This window comes from Stenotrophomonas sp. NRRL B-14846 (assembly GCF_050473585.1).
Classification (GTDB): Bacteria; Pseudomonadota; Gammaproteobacteria; order Xanthomonadales; family Xanthomonadaceae; genus Stenotrophomonas.
Genome location: NZ_JBFLUN010000022.1, coordinates 3,916,117 through 3,937,992, shown reverse-complemented (window position 1 = coordinate 3,937,992; position 21,876 = coordinate 3,916,117). Strand labels below are relative to the sequence as shown.

The following is a 21,876-nucleotide window of genomic DNA, read 5'->3' as shown; positions in this document are numbered from 1 at the left end:
TTCAATCTATCTTTCCAGAAGGCGGTGAGGCCGACTACGGCTCGTCTAGCGTGAGAGTTGAGAAGCGAATTGAGCTCGCAAGAACTAGGGCGTGCCACGGAGTGCATAGCAATCGCAATGAACGCTAAGATCGGAGCTACCGACGCAACGTCCGCCATGGTGATCGGATCTGGCCCAGAGCAGATCGACCGCTCAACGTTCTGCGGTACCAGGCGTGCGGGCACACAATGCGCGTAGAAGTGGCGCATGGTGCCCGCCCTTCGGGCTCCTGCCATCGCAGCGGGCGTAGCGTGGCAAGCTAGAACACCGAACTATTACCACGCCATTTCAGGCAATTTGCAACCCGCGGCGCCAAGGCCCTACGACTGCGCTTCACCCTCATCATCGCTCTGTTCATCAGTCTGCAGGCCCAGCAGGTCGATCATGAGGTCAACGAGATCACTATCTGCATCTACAAAATGCATATTCAGGATGGTTACGTAGAAGCTGCGGACGTCTGAGTCACTGATAATCCATCGGATTTGTTGATTATCTATTGCTGCATTGAACAACTCTTCCGCGTCCTGCACCGTGATCAGCGGAATCACCTTACTTAGCTTCGCAATCGCCTTGTGCGTTGCGAGGAAGCTATCGCTTTGAACAAGCTGCTGGATAGCCTGTGCCTTGGCCTCTTCAAGCTCAGGGTCCACAGCCGGAGCGTCATCCTCTTCAGAGGCTGCAGTCGGTGTCGGCGCAGCAACTTCTTCCGGAGCGGCTACCTCCTGGGCAGGCACTTCAACAGGTTGATCGACCAGCTTCTGGTAATAGCTCAGCAGTGCCTGAATGGTGGTGTAGACGTAAACGTTTCGGCCCGGGGCTTTTGCTTGCCATTCTTTCACCAAGAAGGGCATTGGACGATACGTCTTTCCAACGGCACCCAGCGGAGTCGTGAAGTCCATATCATTGGTAACGATGTGAAGATCTGCGTTGGGCACTGATGCTAGGAGCGTCTCCCAGTTGTATCTATCACCAATATTCCCTGGCTTCCCAGGTGGATTTCCTTTGTGCATTCTTGTGATAGCCCGGGACAGCGCGACTTCGCAGTCCTCGTGCCTCACTGCTGAGGAGAACAATGCCTGCACTCGATTGTCTATCTCTAGCTCCTCCAAAACCGCCAAGCCCAGAACATGGGCTGCCAACTTTTTGCGAGCGTTGGCTGCGGCCTCGAGTGCTTCCTTGTACTGCTTTGCAGTTTCCGTATCCCTCATATGATTTGGGATTCCAGGTGGGGGCTTGGCACCATTAAACTCTGTTACCGCGGTGTGGATCTTTGATTCGCGGTTCCGCCAAAATTCGTCTTCAACCTGCTTGGGAAGGTGGACGTTGATCTGCTCCGGGCTAAGGAGCTTTGTCAAAGCTTCAAGGTCCGATGACGTATCTTCCGTGAAGGAATAGAAATTCAGGAGCACATTCGTATCAATGAAAGCGTGGATCGCAGGCATCTTTATTCCTTTGCTTGAGTCCATTAAAACGCCAGCTTCTTCACTCAAGAAGGAGCAAGAGCCTAGCATCACTTGAGAAGCAGTGACCAAGCGCATGATCTAAGCACTGCTCACTACTTACAAGCCTGAGGGTCGCTAAGATGCCGATCAATTGCACAGCAGTAAGTGGCGCGTAATCAAGTACCTCATGCCCTATTCCCAGAAGCAGAGCCTCGGTTGGACAAGCTCTTCGGGACCATCTCAAAACATTTGACGCGGATAGCTACACTCCCGAGATCTATTGCCCAGGGCTACTGCGGATCCAACGTTCAGCGCCCTCAACCCTAAGTATGGGTAGCCCAGGATGGAACTGCGCTCCGAATGACAGTTCGTCAAGCACGCGACGAACGCATTTTCGAATCGACTGAGGCTACTGGAAGCCATCAACACAGAGTGGTCTGCTAGCGGTCTGTAGCAGGCAGTGACAGACGACTCTGCTGCACCGCACTGAGGAAAGTTCGGCGAATTTAACTAATTATTACTCTTATGCCTCCAGCGTATGGAATTCAGGGATGTACATCTCTAGAAGACGAAGGCGCTTCTTCGAGTTATTGTTCAAATAGGGCTGTGCTAAGACATGAGCCTTTTGGTCGACTAGGCAACTTGTCAAATAAGCCTTTAACCACTCGAACTTCTCGGTGTGTTCGTTCTTGTAGTAATTTTCCTTAAGCAGAGCAAGTGCTGCTTTGTAAGGTGTATGGCTAGTCGAAGTGGAAAGCAGTCGCCCGTAGTTCAAGTACAAGTAATCAACAACATGCCCATTGCATTGGGCCTGAGACAAGTGCGGCAATTCGTTGATGTTATTCTTGGCAAGTGCCGATGAGGTAGATCCGTAGTGCTTTGCCACTAAACTACGGTCTAGGATCACCCGCGGAAACTTTGCCAACATCTCTAATTGATAGGCGTTGATCAGCCCCCTGCCTACCACGATATTATTTCCCGGGTCGACAAACAGGTCTCCATGTGAGATCGCACCCCGAACTAAAATCCCCTTACTCAGGAGGCCAGCTTGAGTAAGGTTTATCATTTTGATCAATTCGCACAAGTCTTCGGCCGAATCGTCTGAATAGATGACGATCGAATCGCTAATCAGCAAGAATTCAAAATTCCTCTTTGCGACAGCCGCCTTGAAGTTCAATAGTAGAAAATTGTAATAAGCTTCTATAGGTGCAGACGATTTATTGTGGACGAGGTTCTTGAATCCAAGCACATCAATGAAGGCGACAAGACGTTCCCTATAAACAATATTCACCTACATTCCTTTGCGTCAAACGAGATTAACGGATAAAGGCCCCGCGCTGAAGGCCGCCCAATGATGGATTCGCGCCGCTCTGCGCCGCTCTTTGATCCTTCACACTTTATTCTAGGTCTGGCGAGTACGTCTAACAAGCGGCCGATCCTCGACCGTAGCGAGACGGTGCCGTAATGAGTCCCCTGCTGGGAAAGTTCATGCAAATATCCTCTTTGCGCTAATCCGAGGTAGCGTCGTCATCTCGACAGCGCCGACCATACAACCGATTCCGGCCATGTGCGGACCTCCGACGCCTACGATGCACAGCCCCTTTGTGCAGGGGCGGACAGGTGATTACCGGAGAAGTGAGCCTGGAACCGTTTTTTCGGTGCTACGTCGCTACAAGTGAGGGCAGTTCGCGAAACAGCTCGGTCGTGGCGCCACGTTCCACCAATGAGCCGATGACTGGCAGAAGTCTTTAAGGCTAGGATTACCTGGGGCGTAGTACAAGTTGGTGTCAGTCCGCGTCCTGCACGAACCGCTAACCAAGGCTCTTACAGGACGCCCATGCCTCGAATTCGCCATTTGGCTATCCGAAACTTTCGGTCCATCAAGGCACTCGACTGGGCGCCAGCTCCGGGCATCAACTGTTTGATCGGCCCTGGCGACAGTGGCAAGTCCACCATCCTCGATGCCATCGACCTGTGCATGGGTGCTCGACGAAGCATCTCCTTCGGCGACATGGACTTTTTTGGCCTCGATGTCTCAGAGCCAATTCGTATTGCCGTGACATTCGGGGAACTGCCAGCATCGCTGATGGACGTTGATGTCTATGGGGACTTCTTGCGAGGGTTCGATGCGGTATTTGACACCCTCGAAGACGAACCCGCCGCGGGCCTGGAGACGGTGCTTACCCTGCAGCTTCAAGTCGGGGCGGACCTTGAGCCCAGTTGGACGCTGGTTTCCGATAGGTCGCTTCAACAAGGCTTGGAACGAAGCCTGCCTTGGAAGGAACGAATCGCATTGGCCCCGGCACGTATAGGCAGCTTTGCAAGCTCCAACTTGTCTTGGAGCCGCGGATCGGTCCTCAACCGGCTAACCGACGAACGCGCAGAATTGGGAGCCCAGCTCGCTCTCGCAGCGCGTCAGGCACGCGCCAACTTTGGCGCTCAAGCGTCGCCCCACCTGAGTCAGACACTCGGAATCGTCCAGACAACGGCCCAGAGCCTTGGGGTTAACGTCGGGTCAATGCCGCAAGCCTTACTCGATTCGCACTCCGTCTCCATCGGCGAAGGCGCCATCGCGCTCCACAGCGAGGCAGGCATCCCCCTTCGGTCCCTTGGTACGGGGTCTTCTCGACTCTTGGTGACTGGACTTCAACGGGCCGCATCTGAGTCAGCGCCGATTGCCTTGGTGGATGAGGTGGAATATGGGTTGGAACCCCATCGGCTCATGCGGCTGCTGGATTCCTTGGGAGCCAAGGAGACGCCTCCGCCTCTCCAAGCGTTTATCACAACACACTCCCCTGTGGCACTTCGCGAGCTTTCAGGTGAGCAGCTACTTGTGGTTCGACCACGACCGGCTGGCCATGTCGTCATTTCCGCTGGCTCAACCGACGAGATTCAAAGCACGCTGCGCACTGACCCGGAAGCTTTCCTGGCGAAGTCTGTGATTGTGTGCGAGGGAGCAAGCGAGGTGGGATTTGTACGTGGCCTCGATCTATGGGGAGTGGCCAGCAAAGAACCATCTTTTTTGGCTTTAGGTGGTGCATACGTCAACGCAGGCGGAGGCACTCCTGATAACGCTTTTGCCCGTGCAACTGCGCTTATGAAGTTGGGTTACCGAGTCCTCGTCTTCATCGACGCTGACAAGCCCGCCGCGCCAGGTGTTGCAGAGGCATATCTCCAATCAGGTGGCAGCCTCGTGACTTGGCGGGCAGGAATGACGTTGGAGGACGAGCTGTTCCTCTGCCTTCCTGACACATCAATTGATGCCCTGCTCCTGAAGGCTAAAGAGCGTGTCGGTGAAGACCTTGTGAACCAGCAACTGGTTGCCAAATCCAACGGTCTAACAAGCTTGGCGTCCATCGAAGCATTGAGGCCGAAGTCGCCCTATCCGCTGGATATTCGCGTACTGCTTGGCGAGGTCTCGCGCACCAAAAAGAAGAGCTGGTTCAAGTCTCTTACGACTTACCAGTCAATCGTCCTGGATATTGTCTCTCGCGGCTACGCCAATGCGGACGCCAGCTTTAAGGCAGTAGTAGACCAACTCTGGGCCTTTACCCGTGCCGCCTGACATCGATCTTCTAGCCATCCAACGCGGATCTATTACCGCCCCAGCAGGGTGCGGCAAAACTCAGCTGATTGCCGACGCGCTGAAATCCCACTCTGGGGACAGGCCGGTCCTTGTTCTAACTCACACAAATGCTGGCGTCACCGCGTTGAGGACACGCTTGAAACGCGCGGGGGTTCCCAGCTCTGCCTATCGACTCTCGACGATTGATGGATTCGCCATGCGTCTCATCGCCAAGTTCCCGACGCGCAGTGGCCATCATCCCGAACTCTTGGAGCTCAACAACGCGAGTAGCGACTATCCCGCGATCCGTGAATCAGTCCGAAGACTCTTGGAGTCGGGGCATATCGCTCAACCCATCGCAGCCACCTACGCCCGGCTGTTGGTTGACGAGTATCAGGATTGCAGCACCGTCCAACACTCCATCGTGTCCGCCCTCGCTGCCCTTTTGCCCACCTGCGTCCTCGGAGACCCTCTACAGGCCATCTTCGGATTTGGCGGAAATCGGCTGGTTCACTGGGAACGGGACGTTCAATCATCCTTCCCAGCCGCGGGTAGCCTTCGAACCCCTTGGCGCTGGCAGATTGCAGGTAACGAAGAGTTGGGCCAGTGGCTGCTCGCCCAAAGGCATGCTCTTACGGCGAGCTTACCCATTGATCTGACCACGGCTCCGCCATCCGTTCGGTGGATCCAGCTGCTTGCCGGTTGTGAGGTGCAACAGAGGTTGACTGCGGCACGAACCAATGCGCCTGGCAGCCAAGGAACGGTTCTGGTCATTGGCGAGTCCATGAATGTCCAAGGGCGCCATCAGCTCACCAGCCAAACGCCTGGGGCAATGGCGGTAGAAGCCGTGGACATGCGAGACCTCGTCAACTTCGCGAGGCACTTCAATCTCCAGGCTCCTACTGCGCTGCAGGACTTGGCCACCTTTTCCGCTCTCATGATGACGGGCGTCGGCGCGCCAAATCTTGTGACGCGTGTCGGCACCATTCGTAGAGGGAGAGCCAAGACCCCTCCAACTCCTGTAGAAGCTGAGGCTGTCGCCTTTGAGTCCGAGCGGACCATGGCTCGCGCCCTGGGGCTGGTGGATGCTTTGGCCGAACAAACAGGCACTCGCGTCTATCGACCCGAAATTCTGCACTGCTTTAGGTCAGCCATGCGAAGCGTTATCAACGGAGAGCAAGATCTATTGGGAGCCGCGCTTCAAGCCCGCGAGCGAAATCGTCACCTCAGCCGCCCCATTGCGCGCAGAGCAGTCGGCAGCACTCTCCTTCTGAAAGGTCTCGAGGCAGACATTGCCGTGGTCCTTTATCCAGAGAGCATGAGCGCGAAAAACCTCTATGTAGCACTAACGCGTGGCGCGAAAGGGCTGGTGATCTGCTCCCGCACCTCTACGCTGACCCCAGCCCCATAGCCCGCTAACCCAACCCTGCTGCGCTCTATCAGGCACGATAGTTTGCGGCGCTTCGTCATTGCGATGGTGAATCGCCCAGGGTTCCGTAGACACCTCGCAGCTATGAACTGTAGCTTAGGCGGAGGTGGTTATCCGTATGCACTGCTCAGCATTGCACTGATGGCGTCGTGATCTGACGCGGAGGAGGCCCGGGGGGATCTATTTCTACGGCCCCAAGCTACGGAGAGTTGAGAGCCTCTCATTCAAATGCTCAGCGGCGACCTTCAGCCCTTTGTCGTCGTCCGAGTACGGCGATGCAAATAGCGGAATCTCAACCCAGAATTGCTCCTGCCCGGGATGAACGTAAGGGCCATAGTCGTCCAAGAGAAGTGCAGATCCAAGACGAGGACAGACGTATGACAAGTCCTTGGTCTTGCCCGACCATTGGACGTACGGGAGTTGAGAGAACCACTCTGGCGCACTGCCTTCGCGAACCAACAGCCCAGCAATACTGTGCGTAAGGGATTCCGGTACCGTCGTAAACATGACGAGCTCATCGAACTGAGAGCGTACGCTCTCTAGAAACTGAAAGAGTCCAGGCCTGGGAATCTGGCTTATGGCGTTGGAGATCAGCGTTCCTTCCAGGTCCAACGCCAAGATGGTCGGCCTCATGGGACTCTCTATAGTGATTGCGTATGCCTACATTGCCCTTTACAAGCATGCCTGTCCATTGCGTGAGCCTAGTGGTACGCCCAAGCCGTGAGCCTACTGGTACGCTATCTCCCTCGCACTTGAAACCAACTGTTCTGAGCGGTGAACACGTCTGCGGATCTGGCTCTTTGCCCCAGCCTTCAGTACAAAGCGATGCTCCGTACAGGAGGGGCCATAGTGACCAGCGAGGCGCTCTTGTTTCCAATGAAGATGCGAATTGGGATTGGAATTCAGTGCGCGAGGCAAGTTTCAGAATAGTTGAAGAATCCAGTGTTGCTTTATCCCCAGCATAAGCGCACATTCACCACTGCAAGAGCCTAGGCTACGTTCTCCTCCCGTACCTAATCGTACTAAGGCATAGGCTCCGGCATAGTCCACGGCCCTGGGGAGTTCACATGAAGAATGGTCTTTCCACCGAAGCACGAATCACGGCCGGTCTAGCGCGGCTAGTGCAGAAGAAGCCTGAACATCCAGCGAATATTGCCAAGCTATTGGCTGGGCAACGCCTTGTCTCCGTCAAGGGAGTTGAGAGGGAATCTGGGGTTAGCAGGTCCAATTTTGGCTCTTCCCACTCTCGCTACTCAGGTCAATGGAAGGCAATCAGGGAGGCATCGAAGGCCGAAGCCAATCGCGGCCTGGGCGCACAGCTTCTTGAAGAAAAGGCGGAGAGCCGTCGGCTGAGACGACTGCTCCATCTGACGCAAGTGCACAATGCGTCACTACAGCTTCGGCTTAGCAAGCTGAACGTTCGATCGGAAGAGGACGATACGGTTACGCCTTTCCGGATCAATCGTCGGAGTCGGAAGCGGTAGCCTTTCCCAGGTGCTTGAGTATCGATTGGCTCTGCGCAACCCGACGCTCCGCAATTGTCCACCCAGAGCTCGTACCGCCCAGTCGTTCCTCCTCAGCAACGATCGCCTGGTTCTCCTCTAGGCGACGTTGCCAGAACTCGCGGTGTTCGGGAAGGATCAAACAACAACGACACGAGGCGCACAGTGCCGGAGATCGAACTCCAAAGTCTGGTTGACGCCAACCTGTCAGCAAGTCCGCATGCGGATTGCAGGCAGACTCAGCCGGAAGGATGTTGATCAGGCAGCTAGCGTAGGTCCCCGTCCACATCTCAAATCCCGAAATTTTGACGAGCGCTAGTGCTTTGTCTATCGCGGTATCGCCATCCATGCTGTTGATCGAGCTTGCCAGCTCACTTGCATGCTTGGCGATTAGCTTCTTCGCAGGGCCAGCCGCCACAGAATGACCTGTCATTACCTCAAGGAAGAATTGCGCTGCCTCCAGCGTCCGTTCTCCCTGCAGGTCTTCAAGCAGTGTTGCATCGCTTCCAATGTAGCCCGTCTCGGTGATTCGCTCGCTCATATGGCGGTAGTGATCGCGAAGCGCGCCGAGCAGCGCAGGCTTTGTCCTGTAGATGTAGTGGGCAAAAGTTTTCCTCCAGCGAAGAGGCCGAATGCTCCTAGTTCTATGCCATGCATCCTGTGCGCTCAGCCCGTGCTCTGACACTAATAGCTCAGCTGCAAACTCTCTCTGCAATGCAGCGATGCGCATTGCCGTGAACCGACCCAGATGCTTCGCATGGGAAGGCAATGACTTGGCTTCGGAGAAGCTGAGCAGAAGGTCTTTGGTTCCTTCACCCTTGAGCAGTCTCCATGGCTCAAGCAAACGACACAACGCCTCAAGCGCCGCTATTGGTATGGGTTCATAGTCCGTACCGCAGGGCCTCAGACCTGCGGTCCAGGCGTGATCAGTCTTCTTCCCCTTTGCCGACACCCCATTGATCATGAAGATGTCCATCAGTCCGTCAGAAGACTGATGGATCGTAACGATGCCATCAAGCGGGTCGTTCACGTGACTGATCTTTAGGCCAATCAGCTCATGCGATCTCAGGCCAACGCACCCCTGGATGCAGATTGTGGCCGCGGCAACGGTGTTCATGACGAGCCGGCGCACGCTCTGCACTGTGCTAATTTCAACTACTGCTCCTTCCTCATCGACTCTTGTCCGTGGATGAAGCGGTGCATGCCATGGCAGGCCGGTATCGGGCACGATGGCCATTTTGTAGTCGCGAAGTTCCTCGCTGAGCTGCTGGAAGGCTTTCACCCTCGTTGGTCCTCTTTCAGGCATCTGGGACCTTCTCTGGAGGAAGTGGTTCTGGATCTTGATCACATCATCAAGACCATACCGAATCCATTCCCAAGCTCTGCTTAGCAAGGGAACGGCAACGTCATCTGGTATTGGTGCCAGCCCGCCCCCTTTCTTCAGACCCAGGTCAATCTCGACTACTCGATTGGCGGACTTCCCATCGAAGGGCGGCTCTGGCAGGCAATCGATTCCGGCTTCTTTGTACTTCGTCTTAAGCTCATAGATCTGCGCGAGCGGTCGCAGCAGCTTGTAGGCCGTGGCGTAGCTCCAGTCCCTGGGTCTCCCTTCATCGAAGCTACCTTCCAAGTACTGGTTTTCCAGGTGATCAATGAAGTCCCAGCTGTGGAGCGAGGTGAGGCTTATCAATGAGTCTATCTTTCGCCGGATCATGTAAACGGCAATCTCTCTGATGCTCATCATGGTCGCCGGAAGTGATCCAACGGAAAGCACATCATTGTCGAGAGCTGACCGCAGGTAGAAGGTCATCTGCTGATGAAGTGTTGCGTGCGCTTGATCGGTGAAGCGGCCACCTCCAGGCACCTCGAAGCTCCAGTCCAGGATGACCTTCTCGTTCTGCTGGCCCTCTATGTCTCTCGCGAAGGTCCAGTCGCCGGAGGCGACCTCATCATCAGGCTTTGTGGACTTCCGAATCGTTGCCATGATCAGACTCCAGTTTTGGCTAGCTAATCGCTGTCGCTACTCGAGAGCGGGCAGCGCACTCAGCGTCACAAGGACAGCCTGTTTTCGGTTCTCGGTTGAGTCGAGGTTGGGGATCCAGCGAGTGAGAAGGGCATCGTATGGGCATTGGAACTTGCACCTCCAGATCCCGAGCCCCAACCGTCCTCGGGCGCGTTCGTACTCTTCCTTGAGCTGAAGCGCTCTAGCAAACGCGTAAGCTTCATCGGTATCTGAGCCTGCCAGAGGACAGGATGGGCACATGCCATAGGCGGTGCATAGGCGTCCTTCGACCTGGCCACCAATAGGGCTGTGAAAGGCATCAAGGCAGGTGAATCCTGGTGTGGCTGCGGTGGAGTCTCTGTTACTTGGCTTTGAGCGCGTGTCAACCTTCCCTTGAGAGGTAATCCATCGCTGGTGCGTGGCTATTGCACCTGCCATGTTCTCTTTACTTCGCTGCAGCATGGCCACTGTTCTGTAGTGGTCCTGCCCGGTGTCTATGAGTCGGTGGCCCAGGAGGTTCTTAAGCAGGACCGCATCTCCGTTTGTAGCTTTGTCAATTAATTCTGCCATTCCCGTTCTGAGTGCTGATGCGCCGCAGTACGGACTTCCTTTGCTCTGGCAATACGCCATGATGTAGTTGGTGATCCGAGTTGGGATGTTGTCGAGCCGTCCTGCATAGGAGTCAATGCGAAGTCCTGATACTTCGTTGCGGCCACCTTCTGACACCGCGTGGAGGAACAGATCCCTACTTAGGGGCTCGGCAGCGTACTCGCGTAGAAGCATTGTCCATTCGAGCAGGAAGCTGATGATGTTGTTGACGGAGAGCGAGTTGTCACTGGTGTTTGCGGCCCACTGGATGATACTGCTAGTACCTGGCCGGCCCCTGGAACCTCCACGACGCTTCACTGACCGCAAGTGGATCCTTCTAGCTCCCAGCACCTCCACAAACTGGATACCGCCTAGTTCCAGACAGTTCAGTACCTGGCCATTCCACCCCGTATGCGAAAGGAGCAACAGATAGAGTGGCGTCAGCTCACCTCCGAGCGGGTAGGCGAGGCTCCGATAGGCTTGGTACGTCCTGTATTCTTTGCTCCAGCTGCCGGCATTTCTACCGAGATTGATTGGTGCGGGGAAGTTGCCTTTGTTGTCGAAGAGCACGCGAGCCACTTGCGCCTCAGGGCTATTGATCCGCACGTGCTTGCCAGCTTTCAGGTCTGATAGCGCTTTTCGCACAGTTGCCAGACTAGGCCAGACCTCCTTCATAAGTCGCACGCAGTCCTTAGCGGCGACTAGGAGTGTCTCGGTCATGCGATCCGCATCCAAAGTCTTTGACGGTGAGCTGCTTTTTGTTCTAGCAACCGCGTACCGCGGGACCTCAATGTGACTCCACCGGCTGTCGAGGCGAATGAGTTCCGGCACCAAGAGCACGATTGCCTTCAGGTAGTTGGTTCTGGTGCTCTGGCTTAGGATCTTGTTGGTTATGGGATCAGGCTTATCAAGATCTTGCTTAATTTGAGTGATGAAATTTGCTGGCACCTCATCGGGCGTGCTAAAGCGCGTTTCTTGCCCCCGAAAGTACTTTAGTGCCGCCTGCTTGAAGTTTCCCGCAGTAGAGTACCTGCCAGCCTGCTGCTTATCTGCTTGTGTGTTGGCAAATGCCGTTGCGAGAGAATCACACAGTGGGCCAATGGCTAGCCAACTTGAGAGATTGACCTTAGTCCTTGATCCGTCTCTGTTCTCGAAGTGAACTTCCAGCACTCCGGGTGCTCTTTTGAACCACCAGTTGTTCTTCTCACCCGGTACATCTGGTTGCTTTGCTGGTCGAATCCTCTTCTTGCGTCGGTCCATCATTGAGCCTCTCCCAAGTGGACTTAGGTGCCAGGATGTGCCTTAGGCTGACCGAGCTGCATGTGAGGCCTTTGCTCGTTGAGCATCCGGATGCGCTCGCGAATCTTGCTCTCGTATGTCACAGCACTATTCAGATAGATGTTTTCGGTGGTCTCTACCGAAGCATGTCCGAGGATGGAGGCAACGTACTTGCTCGGTTGCGTGTCGCCGCTGAGCCTTCGGCTGATGTACTTGATGATTGCGAACGTGTGCCGAAGCGCATGAACTGTGATTGCCTCTGCCACAGCCATCCTGTAGTAGGCATTGTTCTCAAGTTTTGCCAGCTTCATTAGGAGCCGTTCACGGCCTTGGGCAAAGTGACGATCGAATGTCTGCTCAGACACGCGGCTGCCGATGTAGCGTGCATTTCGGACCTGGTGCACGAACACGTAGCCATGATCAGGTTCGGACATCAACGCTTGCCTTTTGGCCATTGCAATCACTCGCGCTGTATTGACGTATAGGTTGATCGCGCCGAGCAGCCATACAGGAAACGGGACATTTCTCGCCTTGTTCCCCTTGCCCACTATCACCACCGGAAGCTCCGACACTGGGTCCAGCTGATCGAGCGGCATGGTCTCAACATCGGTGAGCTTCAGATTGCAGACTTCGGCGCGCCTGAGGCCCGTGTGTAGGCAGACCTCAGCCATGAGTCGGTCAGTGGTTGCGCCCTCGCAGAGCACGACTGTTTGATCAATGATCTCCTTCACAGGAGGCCCCAACTCCTCAAGCAAGAGGTCCAAGGTTTGAGGGTCAAGCGCAGTGATAAGCAGGTTGCTGCCTGATCCAGAGATATCTGCGTCAATGTCGAGATAGGTGACCTTTCCGCGTTTGGTGTCTCGCTCGGCGGTAGGGACCACGTTCTTCAGATATCCATGCCGTAGGCAGTAGAGGATGAACTTCGTGAGCGTCGACCAGCGTCGATTGACCGTGCTCGCGGCTAGGTTCTTGCCTGTTGCTGCAGACTTGGAGTGACAGAGGTCTGTGGCGTAGCCCCTCAAGTGTTCGGATGAAATATCGGCCACCTTGATGCCCGAGGCGTCCAGGTAGTGATGGAAGTCGGCCATGTCAGCTAGGATGGTTGGCGCGGTGTTCCTTCCCCCCTTCAGGCACGGCTTAGCCGCCCTGGTCAGGTAGGTGGCACACATGAAGTCGAACGCCGGCTCTATGACTTTCCCGTCAGTTCGGCTGGTCAAGAAGCAGAAGTAATTTGGTAAGGGAGTACCCCAGAGTCCCCCGTTTGAACCAGGACTCTTGCCCTCGTTGTTCCTGACCACCCTGATCTCGGCGTCGTACGTCTTCATGGGCGCGGAACCTACCACTCCGAATTCGGAATGCAAGCGCGTGAGCCTACTGGTACGCTATGGATGCGCATGAGTTACATTTGCGGTTATTTCGCTTCTATTTCATAGCGTTGCACCGTACCTAAGGGTACTGAGACTTCTACTAAGAGAGGCGCCTATTCATAATGAATAGCCTTAGAAGTGCGCAGCATCTGCCTCTGCGGGAAAGCTATTCGACGGGGATGAGGCGAGCTCAGATCAGCACATGGTTGTCGCTGTCTGCGTTCTGCTCACCGCCTCCAGGTCCTGCGCGGTAGGTCGATTGACACTAGGCTCTCGCAGCTCTGCGCCTAATAGGATGGATGCGCTTACAGAGGTTTGTGCCCCGGGGTCTTTAGCGGCTGAATCCCACGGCTCTCTCAATCTTGAGTAGACAGCACACGCAGCGGCGACCCAGAATTGCGTCCAGAATCGGCACCCAAGGATGAATGAGAATGGCCTTTGACGTTGGAAAGTGGCATGCGAGAGTCCTTTCCACACCGGCCGCGTACTCGAGGCTAGTTGACTTGGCAGAGCATCCGCCAGTGGCAGCCGAGTACAAACGATCTCTCTACGTACGGACGTTGGATGATAGCGGAGCGCTGGTTTCGCCTGGCGTCAGTCGTCTGGATGAACGTATTCGGGACTCTGTCTACAGTGACGCTCTATCAGCCATTGATCACTACGCGTCACTTATGGTCGTCACCGCGGCGACGTATGTCGAGAACATCGTCTTTGAGTTCCTTGTGGTGTACTTCACTGCCAGGCCGCAGTCGATTCATGCGCATCTGATGCCCAACTCATCAAAGCGAGAGGAAGCGTACGTGCCCCTGCGCGAAGTGTTGGCTGCGTCATCGTTGTCCGAGCTTCATGGCCACCTCGCCCGCCGAGCTTCACGCAATGCATCGGATGGTTCAATGGAGAGGGTTTTTGAACGCATCTACAAGCTCACAGGACATCGCGTCGCTGTCGACGTTACCGCTCCGATCGCGGAGATAGTTCGGCTCCGGAACTCCATCGTGCATGAGGGAAAGACGCTTACGAAGGTTGCCGCTGCCATCGACCGACGGTTCGAAAGCGTTTACTCGCTGCTGAGAGAGCTAGCAGGCATTTGTAAGGCGGAGGGACTACCTTACGTCGACGAAGGTGGCTTGGTTGATCCACTCCCCTTTGTTGAAGAGGAGTTGCCTGGTCCTGTGGAGTACTTGTAGAAGTTTTCCTCAGCCCGGCCTTCTGATGTTCGCATTCCTCTTGCAGGTGTCTTTTTTCTTACGGAGCTAGCGACCTGTCGCAGTCTCTACGTGTCGGATTGGAGAAGCTCAATGAACGATGCGAAGTATCCTTGGGCCGCAGCGTCGTTGTCAGACGTCAATGAGTTTGAGTTTGAGTTTGACCTAGCGGTTGCCGAGCTTGTAACTAGCGAGGCGTCTGCCCACCATCTCGGTGAGATGTTTATCGCCGCTAGCTCGAGCTCCGACGATACGAACTCATCTTCGCGTAGTCGCGTCCTGCAGATGCTTGCGTCGGCCTTGAAACTGCACCAAAGGCTGGATCTGCCGAAAGCCCCGTACACAGCGATGATGGACTTCGGCGATAGACGCACGGCTGTCGGCACCGATTGGAAGGGATGTAGCGCCGTACTAGAGGCTCTAGGGCGTCGCTCACCCAACCCAGTGATTTGTGCTCGGCTCTGCGATCTCGCCTGGTTTGTTGAGCGGGGTCGGGTTGATTCGGGTAGGGAGGCTGCGCTCGCGTACTGTCGGGTAGCGGAAGGACTGATGACTCAGCAGCTCAGGCACCGTGACCTTGATACAGGTCATATTCCTGTCAGAGTGATCGCCAATGCGTTGCGGCGGGGACTGCAGATCTGCGACATCATGCATCTTGATCGGGATGACCCAGATCTTAGGGTGCTGCGGCAGTTTTGCCTCTCAGCGGCCGACAGGTTCGAGGCTGAGGCCAGCAGCGAGGGGCTCCTGCTGATGATGACCCTAGCTCTGGACTTTGAGCTCGATGAGCCAGGCAACTGCGCGCCCCGGATGGAGGTCGCTGCCCACGGATTCTCCTCAGATGGAGGCCCACATGCCGTGTGCGATGCACTTGTTTCTGCTGGGCGCGCGTGGCGCCGCGCGCAGGACAATGCCAATTATGAGAGGTGCCTGGTTGAGGCTAGCAGCGTTATGGCGGAGCATGGCCGCTCGCTGGGCGGCACGCTAAGTGCATCTCACTTTGTGCAGCAGGCCATCGATCTTCTGCGAGGGCGGTCCTCAGCTGACGCCAAGGCTTCCAAGCGCGAACTTCGCGTGGAGTTGATTCGTCTTCAATCCGCTGCGGAGGATGACTTTAGCTCGTTTGAGTATTCATGGGACTTGAGCGAGCTGGTTGATGCAGTAAGGAATCGAGCCAAAGGGGTTTCACTCAAGAACGGACTGTTCTTGCTCGCATCCATCCATCGCCCTCGGCCTACCCAGGTCATCGAAGCAGAGGCCATCGAAGGCATACGGAAGCATCCATTGAGTTCGCTGTTTGGCGTGGAGCAGTATGACTCCGATGGCTATGTTCGCTTCAGGGCGCCTGGAGCAGGTCTGCGCGATATTGACTCTGCTGCCCTAGAGCATGCGGTAGCGAAGCAGGAGGAGATTTATCGTGGCACCGTGGTGCAAGGACGTATTGCTGTCGTCTTGTACCAGCTGGCTTTGGAGCATCCAATTTCATACGAGGACGTTTTTCTACTCTGTCGAGATAGCCCATTCGTGCCGACTGATCTTACGGAGACTTTCTCGCGGGGATTTCTAGCGTTCTTACATGGTGATTTGACGTCCGCACTTTTCATCCTGACGCCGCTTATGGAAGCCTCGCTGATCTATGTCCTCAAGGGACACGATGTCGACGTCGTACGGCACGATGAGGATTCGGGGACACAGGAAGACATGAGCATTACTCAGCTCTACAAGAATCATCGGAGTGAGTTGAATAGAATCTTCGGTGAGTCGGTGATTGATGATATTGATCGAGTTTTTCTAGCCCGATCCGGTCCAGGACTCAGGCATGCCATCGCGCATGGTACCGCAAGCGACGGCGTGCCGTTAAGTGTCGACGCTATGTATGCTTGTTGGCTGATGTGGCATCTATGCCTGATCCCTTTGTTCAAGGATCACTTTGGGGCGTTGGCTTCAGCAACGGAGTCTTGATCCGGCGATGAAGCGGACATTGCTTCCGTAGCAGTAGGGGAAGTTAGCAGGGGATTTTATAGATGCAGCGTCAGTCGGTTCTGATCAGCGGTAGTGCCGCTCGTTTGCGTGCTTCCCACACGCCATGCAAGTCCTGTGGAGGCTGTATCTGCCGCTTTTTTCGGCCCCCAGCGGCCCCCCGCAGTAGGGACAGATCGGCCCTGTGCCTAGTTCCGCTTGGCGACACCGATGGAGCGTCCACAGACCATGGATGAAGGCAAACGCCAGCCCCGCCGTTGGTAGCCACATGGCCACTTGATAGAGGCCTTTGGTCAAGCTGTTGTCGCCAAGGGGACGCACGACTAGCGCGAATACGAAGGAGAGAATCGCCACCAAGCCGGCAGGGTAGTACAGGCGTATTAGCTTCAGCCAGCTCATTACCATTCTCTCGGTGTAGTTGTTTCCAGAAAGGCTAGCTTTTGCTCATCTCACAGCTTGAGACAGCTTGCCCATCTGCATGTAGTGGGCTCCATCTTACTTCTCAGAACAATTGGCCCTGGGGCGACAGCTCCCTGGGGGGTTGAAAGAGTTGGGTGTTCAGGGGAGGGAGCTTTGCGAATCCCAGGCTTCTGTGAACCTTCTTGAACCTTTGGGCGAGTAGATCCGCAAAGGGGCCAGTACCTCGCATCCTGGTACCGAATGTGGCGTCGTACTCTTTGCCACCATGCAACTGGCGCATGAGGCTAAGAACGTGTTCGGCCCGGTCCGGATAGTGCAGTTCCAGCCACTCTTTCCAGATGTCCCTGATCTCGTTGGGTAGTCGCAACAGCACGTAGCCTGCTGCCCGCGCTCCATGGGCATGCGCTTCTTCAAGGATCGCCTCGAGTTCGTGGTCAGTGATGCGAGGAATGACAGGAGCCACCAGTACACCAACAGGCACACCGGCCTTATGTAGCGTCTCCATCGCTCTTAGCCGTGCGTGCGGAGCAGCAGCTCGTGGCTCGAGCTTTGCTGACAGCTTTCGATCAAGTGTGGTCACTGAGAAGTACACCGTGACCAGGCGGTCCTTAGCCATGGCCGCGAGTAGATCGATGTCACGAGTGATCAATGCACTCTTGGTCACGAAGCTCACGGGGTGGCGTGTTTCGGCCAGAAGCTCAAGGCATTGGCGGGTAATTTGGTAACTCCTTTCGATGGGCTGGTACCCATCCGTGTTGATGCCCAAGGCAATGGCAGCGCATTGGTAGCTGGGCCGACTAAGCTCACTGCGCAACCGCTCTGCGGCGTTGGTTTTTGCGAAGAGCTTGGTCTCAAAGTCCAGACCTGGCGATAGGCTGAGGTAGCTGTGGGAAGGTCGCGCGAAGCAGTAGACGCATCCGTGCTCGCATCCTCTGTAGGGATTGACCGACGCACTGAATCCGACGTCAGGGGAGTTGTTGCGGCTGATCACACTCCGGGCGCGCTCTTCGGTCACCTCAGTTCTCAGCTGCGGCAACTCCTGCAGGTCTTCGTAGACCGATTCCCAGCCATCGTCGATGCCGACTGTTGTCGTGGCATCGAAGCGACTTGGTACGCGTGAGGCGGAGCCTCGACCTTTGATAGGTACTTGGGCCTTTCGAGCATCCTGTTCCATGCCACCCTCAGCCCTTAGTAAGCAGTTAGTATTATTGCTAACCACAGGGACTGCAAGGTCCGGGAATTCAGCTAGCTGTAGGTCTCATGCTTGATCGCTCCGTGTTGTATTCCCAACCTTATCCACAGCACGTTTGTGGCTGGGCGACCGTCAGTCCCGCTGGCTAGCGAGCGCTTTGGCTTCAGCCAGGAAGGTGTGCATTAGGCCCCGGGATCGACGGGTAGCTGCTGGCAGCACAATTCCCAGTTGGGCGCACAGGGAGACTGCGTATGCCATCTGCGCTCCTGTCGGGGGCTTGATGTCCCAGTCGGTCAGTTCTGGGATGAGCCTGGAGAGCTCCTCCGCTAGACGGTACTCAAAGCTTCTCGACTGGCCTTCCTCTTCTTGCATTCGACGAACCTGGCTGATCACTTGTTCTCTTCCTAAAGGAGAGAAGGGCAGCTCTAGAGTGAATTCCAGTTCCGGGCATACGAGATAGAAATTCATGAGAATTCAGATCAGTACTTATAAGTAGACTACCTTTAGAGGCGTAGTCTTTAAAGTACTGGAACCACAAGCTTGGTCGTATGGTCGAACATACGCATCAGGCAGCCCTGGCCGACGTCATCCGGGCGAGTCGCGTCGCTCTTGGATTCAGTCAGGAAGGCTTTGCAGACCATATCCAGATGCACCGGGCTTACTACAGCAAGATTGAGCGTGGCGAGAAGAATGTCACTCTCGCCACACTCGAACGAGTAGCAAAGGGCCTTGGGAAGACCATGTCTGAGTTGCTGACCGAGGCAGGTCTCTAGAAGGTTTCGCCTAACTCTCCCAGTCTCGAATCGACCTTTCCTGCCGGAATGGCACTGTCTGGCCGATTTTCGAAGCTTTGACGCCGAAAGTGTTCACTATTTCCTTCGCAAGTTGCTGATTGCGAAGTAATTTCTCAGTGAACACTTATGGGAAATTCAGACCATGCTCACAACCGCGGTACGGATTCACCGACTGGCTGAAGCCGACGTCCGGCGAATTGTTGCGGGTGATGATGCTGCGCGCGGTTTCGGCACGCACCTCGGTGCGCAGGCGCGGGGCGAGGAATTCCTCGCTCTCGTCGAGCGCCCAGCCGTCGTCCACCGCCTCGCTGACGGTGCTTTCAAAGCGCCCGGCAAGGTGGGACGTGGAACCTCGGCCCTTGATCGCAGTACCCATTGCGGCAGGTTACGTCGTGGCCGTCTCAATGGCTGCGACGGCCGCCTGAAGGGTTCAGCCCCCTCGTAGAGGCGAGCCATGCTCGACTGCCTCCGGACGGATGGGAAATGGAGTCGAGCATGGCTCGACTCTACAGGGGAGGGGTCAGAGCAGCGCCAGGTACCCGCGCACGGTGGCATCCAGCCCGTCATACAGCGCCTCGCCGATCAGCGCGTGGCCGATCGACACCTCCAGCACCTCCGGCACATGGGCCAGGAAGTCGCGCAGGTTGTCCTGCGACAGGTCGTGGCCAGCATTGACGCCGAGGCCGACGGCCTGCGCGCGGCGGGCGGCAGTGGCGAACAACGCCAGCATCGCGTCGGCGTCGCCAGCCGCATGCGCCTCCGCATAGGGCCCGGTATACAGCTCGATGCGGTCCGCACCCACGTCGGCCGCCTGCTCCAGCAGCGGGTTGCCCGCGTCGACGAACAGGCTGACCCGGCAGCCCATCGCTTTCAGTTCGGCGATCAGTGGGCGCAGCCGCTCGGCATCCCGCGCGAAGTCGAAACCGTGGTCGGAGGTGATCTGCCCATCACCATCGGGTACCAGGGTGGCCTGCGCCGGGCGGGTCTGTTCGCACAGCGGCAGCAGCCCCGGGTAGCCCTCGCGCGGCGGCGCGAACGGATTGCCTTCGATGTTGAATTCAACGCCACGCGCGCGGGTCAACGTGGACAGGGCCAGCACGTCCTCGGCGGTGATGTGGCGGCGGTCCGGCCGCGGGTGCACGGTGATGCCATGTGCACCGGCATCCAGGCAGGCCTGGGCGGCGCGCACCACGTCCGGTTCGGCGCCGCCGCGCGAATTGCGCAGGACGGCGATCTTGTTGACGTTGACGCTGAGCTGGGTCATGGAACGGGACTACTTGGAAAGAGGGGATGGGTCGTGGTCGTTGTGGTCTTCGCTGCGGCGGGCCTGGGCCTGTTCGCGCAGGCGGCGCAGCTCTTCGGCATCGATCAGGGTGGCCGGGTCGCGCTGCAGGTCGCCGAAACGGGCCACGTAGCGGCCGCGTACCCAGGCCAGCAGGAAGGCCAGGGCAGCCAGCAGGCACAGGGTCATCAACCCCGCGCTCGGGGTCTTCAGCGCGAAGGCAAAGCAGCCCAGCGCCAGCAGCAGGTACAACCAGTACATAGTCGGGCTCCCCGGATGATCGCCGCAGTGTAGCGCTGCGTCAGAGCAGCGGCGAGGCCAGCCGGGCGAAGGCCTCGGGCAGGCGGTGCAGCCATAGCGAGCGGCCGGCCTGGTCATGCACCCGAGTGGCGCGGTCGAATTCGCCCTGCAGCAGTTCGGCCAGCGCGGCGACACGGTCACGGTCGCTGATCATCATCGACAGCTCGAAGTTCAGCCGGAAGCTGCGGTGGTCGAAGTTGGCACTGCCGACAATGCAGACATCGTCATCGGCGATGAACGCCTTGGTATGCAGCATCCGCGGGCCGTATTCGTAGATCTTCACGCCAGCATGCAACAGCTCATCGAAGTAGGAGCGGGCGGCCTGGGTGACGAACCAGGAATCGCTCATCTTCGGTACCAGCAAGCGCACGTCCAGGCCGCCCAGTGCAGCCGAGGTCAGTGCCATCCGCGCCGCTTCGCCCGGCACGAAATAGGGCGTGACCAGCCACACCCGCTCATGCGCTTCCTGGATCGCCGCCACATGCAGGCGATGGATGGTCTCCCAGCCCGAGTCGGGCCCGGACACCAGCACCTGTGCGCTGATCGGTCCATCCGCGCGCAGCGGCATGTCGGCCGGCCACAGCCGGGCGATGTCGAAACGGGAGTGGTCCTGGCCACTGGCATAGAGCCAGTCCTCGGCGAACACCAGCTGCAGGCTGCGCACCACATGGCCGCGGATGCGCATGTGCAGGTCGCGGTAGGCGTCTGGCCTGCGGCTCTCGTCTTCCTCGTCGGTGATGTTGATGCCGCCGGTGAAGGCGAGGCGACCGTCGACGATCACCAGCTTGCGGTGCGTGCGCAGGTTCAGCCACGGGCGCTTGAACGGCTTCAGCAGCTGCCGCGGATGGAACCAGATCGCTTCACCGCCGGCATCCAGCAGGGGCTGCAGGAAGCGGCGGGGCAGGGCAGAGGAGCCGACCGCATCCAGCAGCAGGCGCACCTGCACGCCGGCCTGCGCGCGCTCGACCAGGGCATCACGCAGGGCGGTGCCGGCGTGGTCGGGATTGAAAATGTAGTACTCCAGGTGGACGTGGTCGCGCGCCTGCGCGATCGCGTCGAGCAGCGCGGCGTAGGTGGCTGCGCCGTCGACCAGCCAGGTCACCTCGGTGGCACTGCTGGGCGCCAGTCCGGTGGTGGCCTGGGCAACCTTGGCCAGTTCGGTGCAGTCCGAATCGGGCGGGCAGACATCGCTGTAGTGCTCCATGCCCGAGCGGGCGCGGCCACGGCGCAGCCGCTGCCGCTTCACCTTCTGCGGGCCCAGCAGGTAGTAGATGAAAAGCCCGAGGTAGGGGAGCAGCGCCAACGAGAGGATCCAGCTCAGCGTGGCCACCGGCTCGCGCTTCTGCAGCATGATCCAGCCCGCCAGCGCGAACAGGTACAGCAGGTAGGCCACCGCCAGGATCGTGCCGAGGTGGGCGATGCCGTCGAGCCAATGGCGCAGGGAGTCGAAGAGGGCGAGCATCCGCCGATCATAGCGGCGCATGCTGGCTG

At 57.1% G+C, this 21,876-nt stretch carries 16 protein-coding genes and 1 pseudogene; 5 read left to right on the top strand and 12 right to left on the bottom strand.

What is annotated here, in order from left to right:
• Nucleotides 1–359: 359 nt before the first annotated feature.
• Both AB1281_RS20275 and AB1281_RS20270 read right to left on the bottom strand, forming a co-directional pair.
• Nucleotides 360–1,481 carry a PIN domain-containing protein gene (locus tag AB1281_RS20275; protein WP_197587413.1) on the bottom strand — a complete coding sequence of 374 codons (1,122 nt, stop codon included), beginning with the start codon at nucleotides 1,479–1,481 and terminating at the stop codon, nucleotides 360–362.
• A 523-nt stretch (nucleotides 1,482–2,004) separates the two neighbouring features.
• Complete coding sequence (locus AB1281_RS20270; protein WP_197587414.1) at nucleotides 2,005–2,772, bottom strand: hypothetical protein; 768 nt, start codon at nucleotides 2,770–2,772, stop codon at nucleotides 2,005–2,007.
• A gap of 546 nt (nucleotides 2,773–3,318) precedes the next feature.
• Between AB1281_RS20270 and AB1281_RS20265 the strand changes: the two genes are divergently transcribed.
• Both AB1281_RS20265 and AB1281_RS20260 read left to right on the top strand, forming a co-directional pair.
• On the top strand, nucleotides 3,319–5,046 hold the full coding sequence (locus tag AB1281_RS20265) for an ATP-binding protein (RefSeq protein WP_197587415.1): 1,728 nt from the start codon (nucleotides 3,319–3,321) through the stop codon (nucleotides 5,044–5,046).
• Complete coding sequence (locus AB1281_RS20260; protein WP_430346815.1) at nucleotides 5,036–6,457, top strand: UvrD-helicase domain-containing protein; 1,422 nt, start codon at nucleotides 5,036–5,038, stop codon at nucleotides 6,455–6,457. The genes AB1281_RS20265 and AB1281_RS20260 overlap by 11 nt, the downstream gene beginning before the upstream one ends.
• Before the next feature lie 204 nt (nucleotides 6,458–6,661).
• Here AB1281_RS20260 and AB1281_RS20255 read toward each other — a convergent pair whose 3' ends face one another.
• The 4 genes from AB1281_RS20255 to AB1281_RS20240 form a co-directional block, all read right to left on the bottom strand.
• A complete protein-coding gene (locus AB1281_RS20255) occupies nucleotides 6,662–7,108 on the bottom strand; it encodes an NIF family HAD-type phosphatase (protein WP_197587417.1) in 447 nt (148 codons plus the stop codon).
• An 825-nt stretch (nucleotides 7,109–7,933) separates the two neighbouring features.
• Nucleotides 7,934–9,961 carry an integrase gene (locus tag AB1281_RS20250; RefSeq protein ID WP_430346814.1) on the bottom strand — a complete coding sequence of 676 codons (2,028 nt, stop codon included), beginning with the start codon at nucleotides 9,959–9,961 and terminating at the stop codon, nucleotides 7,934–7,936.
• Nucleotides 9,962–9,997: 36 nt separating this feature from the next.
• Nucleotides 9,998–11,827, bottom strand: a complete 1,830-nt coding sequence (locus AB1281_RS20245; RefSeq protein WP_430346813.1) for a hypothetical protein — start codon at nucleotides 11,825–11,827, stop codon at nucleotides 9,998–10,000.
• Between the two features lie 23 nt (nucleotides 11,828–11,850).
• The gene (locus tag AB1281_RS20240) at nucleotides 11,851–13,170 is read right to left on the bottom strand and encodes a tyrosine-type recombinase/integrase (protein WP_430346812.1); all 1,320 of its coding nucleotides are present in this window, start codon (nucleotides 13,168–13,170) and stop codon (nucleotides 11,851–11,853) included.
• Nucleotides 13,171–13,643: 473 nt separating this feature from the next.
• Here AB1281_RS20240 and AB1281_RS20235 point away from each other — a divergent pair, with 473 nt between their 5' ends.
• Both AB1281_RS20235 and AB1281_RS20230 read left to right on the top strand, forming a co-directional pair.
• Nucleotides 13,644–14,399 (top strand): hypothetical protein, encoded by a 756-nt coding sequence (locus tag AB1281_RS20235; protein ID WP_197587421.1) that lies wholly within the window; start codon nucleotides 13,644–13,646, stop codon nucleotides 14,397–14,399.
• A 111-nt stretch (nucleotides 14,400–14,510) separates the two neighbouring features.
• Nucleotides 14,511–16,379: a DUF7380 domain-containing protein gene (locus AB1281_RS20230; RefSeq protein WP_430346811.1), complete on the top strand. Its 1,869-nt coding sequence runs from the start codon at nucleotides 14,511–14,513 to the stop codon at nucleotides 16,377–16,379.
• A gap of 520 nt (nucleotides 16,380–16,899) precedes the next feature.
• On the opposite strand, the gene AB1281_RS20225 is transcribed toward AB1281_RS20230, so the two are convergent.
• Together AB1281_RS20225 and AB1281_RS20220 are read right to left on the bottom strand one after the other, a co-directional pair.
• On the bottom strand, nucleotides 16,900–17,991 hold the full coding sequence (locus AB1281_RS20225) for a PA0069 family radical SAM protein (RefSeq protein ID WP_074725857.1): 1,092 nt from the start codon (nucleotides 17,989–17,991) through the stop codon (nucleotides 16,900–16,902).
• A 150-nt stretch (nucleotides 17,992–18,141) separates the two neighbouring features.
• Nucleotides 18,142–18,477, bottom strand: coding sequence for a hypothetical protein (locus tag AB1281_RS20220; protein ID WP_152906696.1), 336 nt, complete (start codon nucleotides 18,475–18,477; stop codon nucleotides 18,142–18,144).
• Between the two features lie 80 nt (nucleotides 18,478–18,557).
• Here AB1281_RS20220 and AB1281_RS20215 point away from each other — a divergent pair, with 80 nt between their 5' ends.
• On the top strand, nucleotides 18,558–18,782 hold the full coding sequence (locus tag AB1281_RS20215; RefSeq protein ID WP_049447428.1) for a helix-turn-helix domain-containing protein: 225 nt from the start codon (nucleotides 18,558–18,560) through the stop codon (nucleotides 18,780–18,782).
• A 151-nt stretch (nucleotides 18,783–18,933) separates the two neighbouring features.
• Here AB1281_RS20215 and AB1281_RS20210 read toward each other — a convergent pair.
• The 4 genes and pseudogenes from AB1281_RS20210 to cls all read right to left on the bottom strand — a co-directional run.
• Nucleotides 18,934–19,179: pseudogene (locus AB1281_RS20210) on the bottom strand (radical SAM protein); the annotation flags it as partial.
• A gap of 144 nt (nucleotides 19,180–19,323) precedes the next feature.
• Nucleotides 19,324–20,067 carry a pyridoxine 5'-phosphate synthase gene (locus AB1281_RS20205; RefSeq protein WP_014035423.1) on the bottom strand — a complete coding sequence of 248 codons (744 nt, stop codon included), beginning with the start codon at nucleotides 20,065–20,067 and terminating at the stop codon, nucleotides 19,324–19,326.
• A gap of 9 nt (nucleotides 20,068–20,076) precedes the next feature.
• Complete coding sequence (locus AB1281_RS20200; protein WP_430346810.1) at nucleotides 20,077–20,346, bottom strand: hypothetical protein; 270 nt, start codon at nucleotides 20,344–20,346, stop codon at nucleotides 20,077–20,079.
• 40 nt (nucleotides 20,347–20,386) lie between these two features.
• Nucleotides 20,387–21,847, bottom strand: coding sequence for a cardiolipin synthase (gene cls, locus AB1281_RS20195; RefSeq protein ID WP_042358375.1), 1,461 nt, complete (start codon nucleotides 21,845–21,847; stop codon nucleotides 20,387–20,389).
• Nucleotides 21,848–21,876 lie beyond the last annotated feature (29 nt).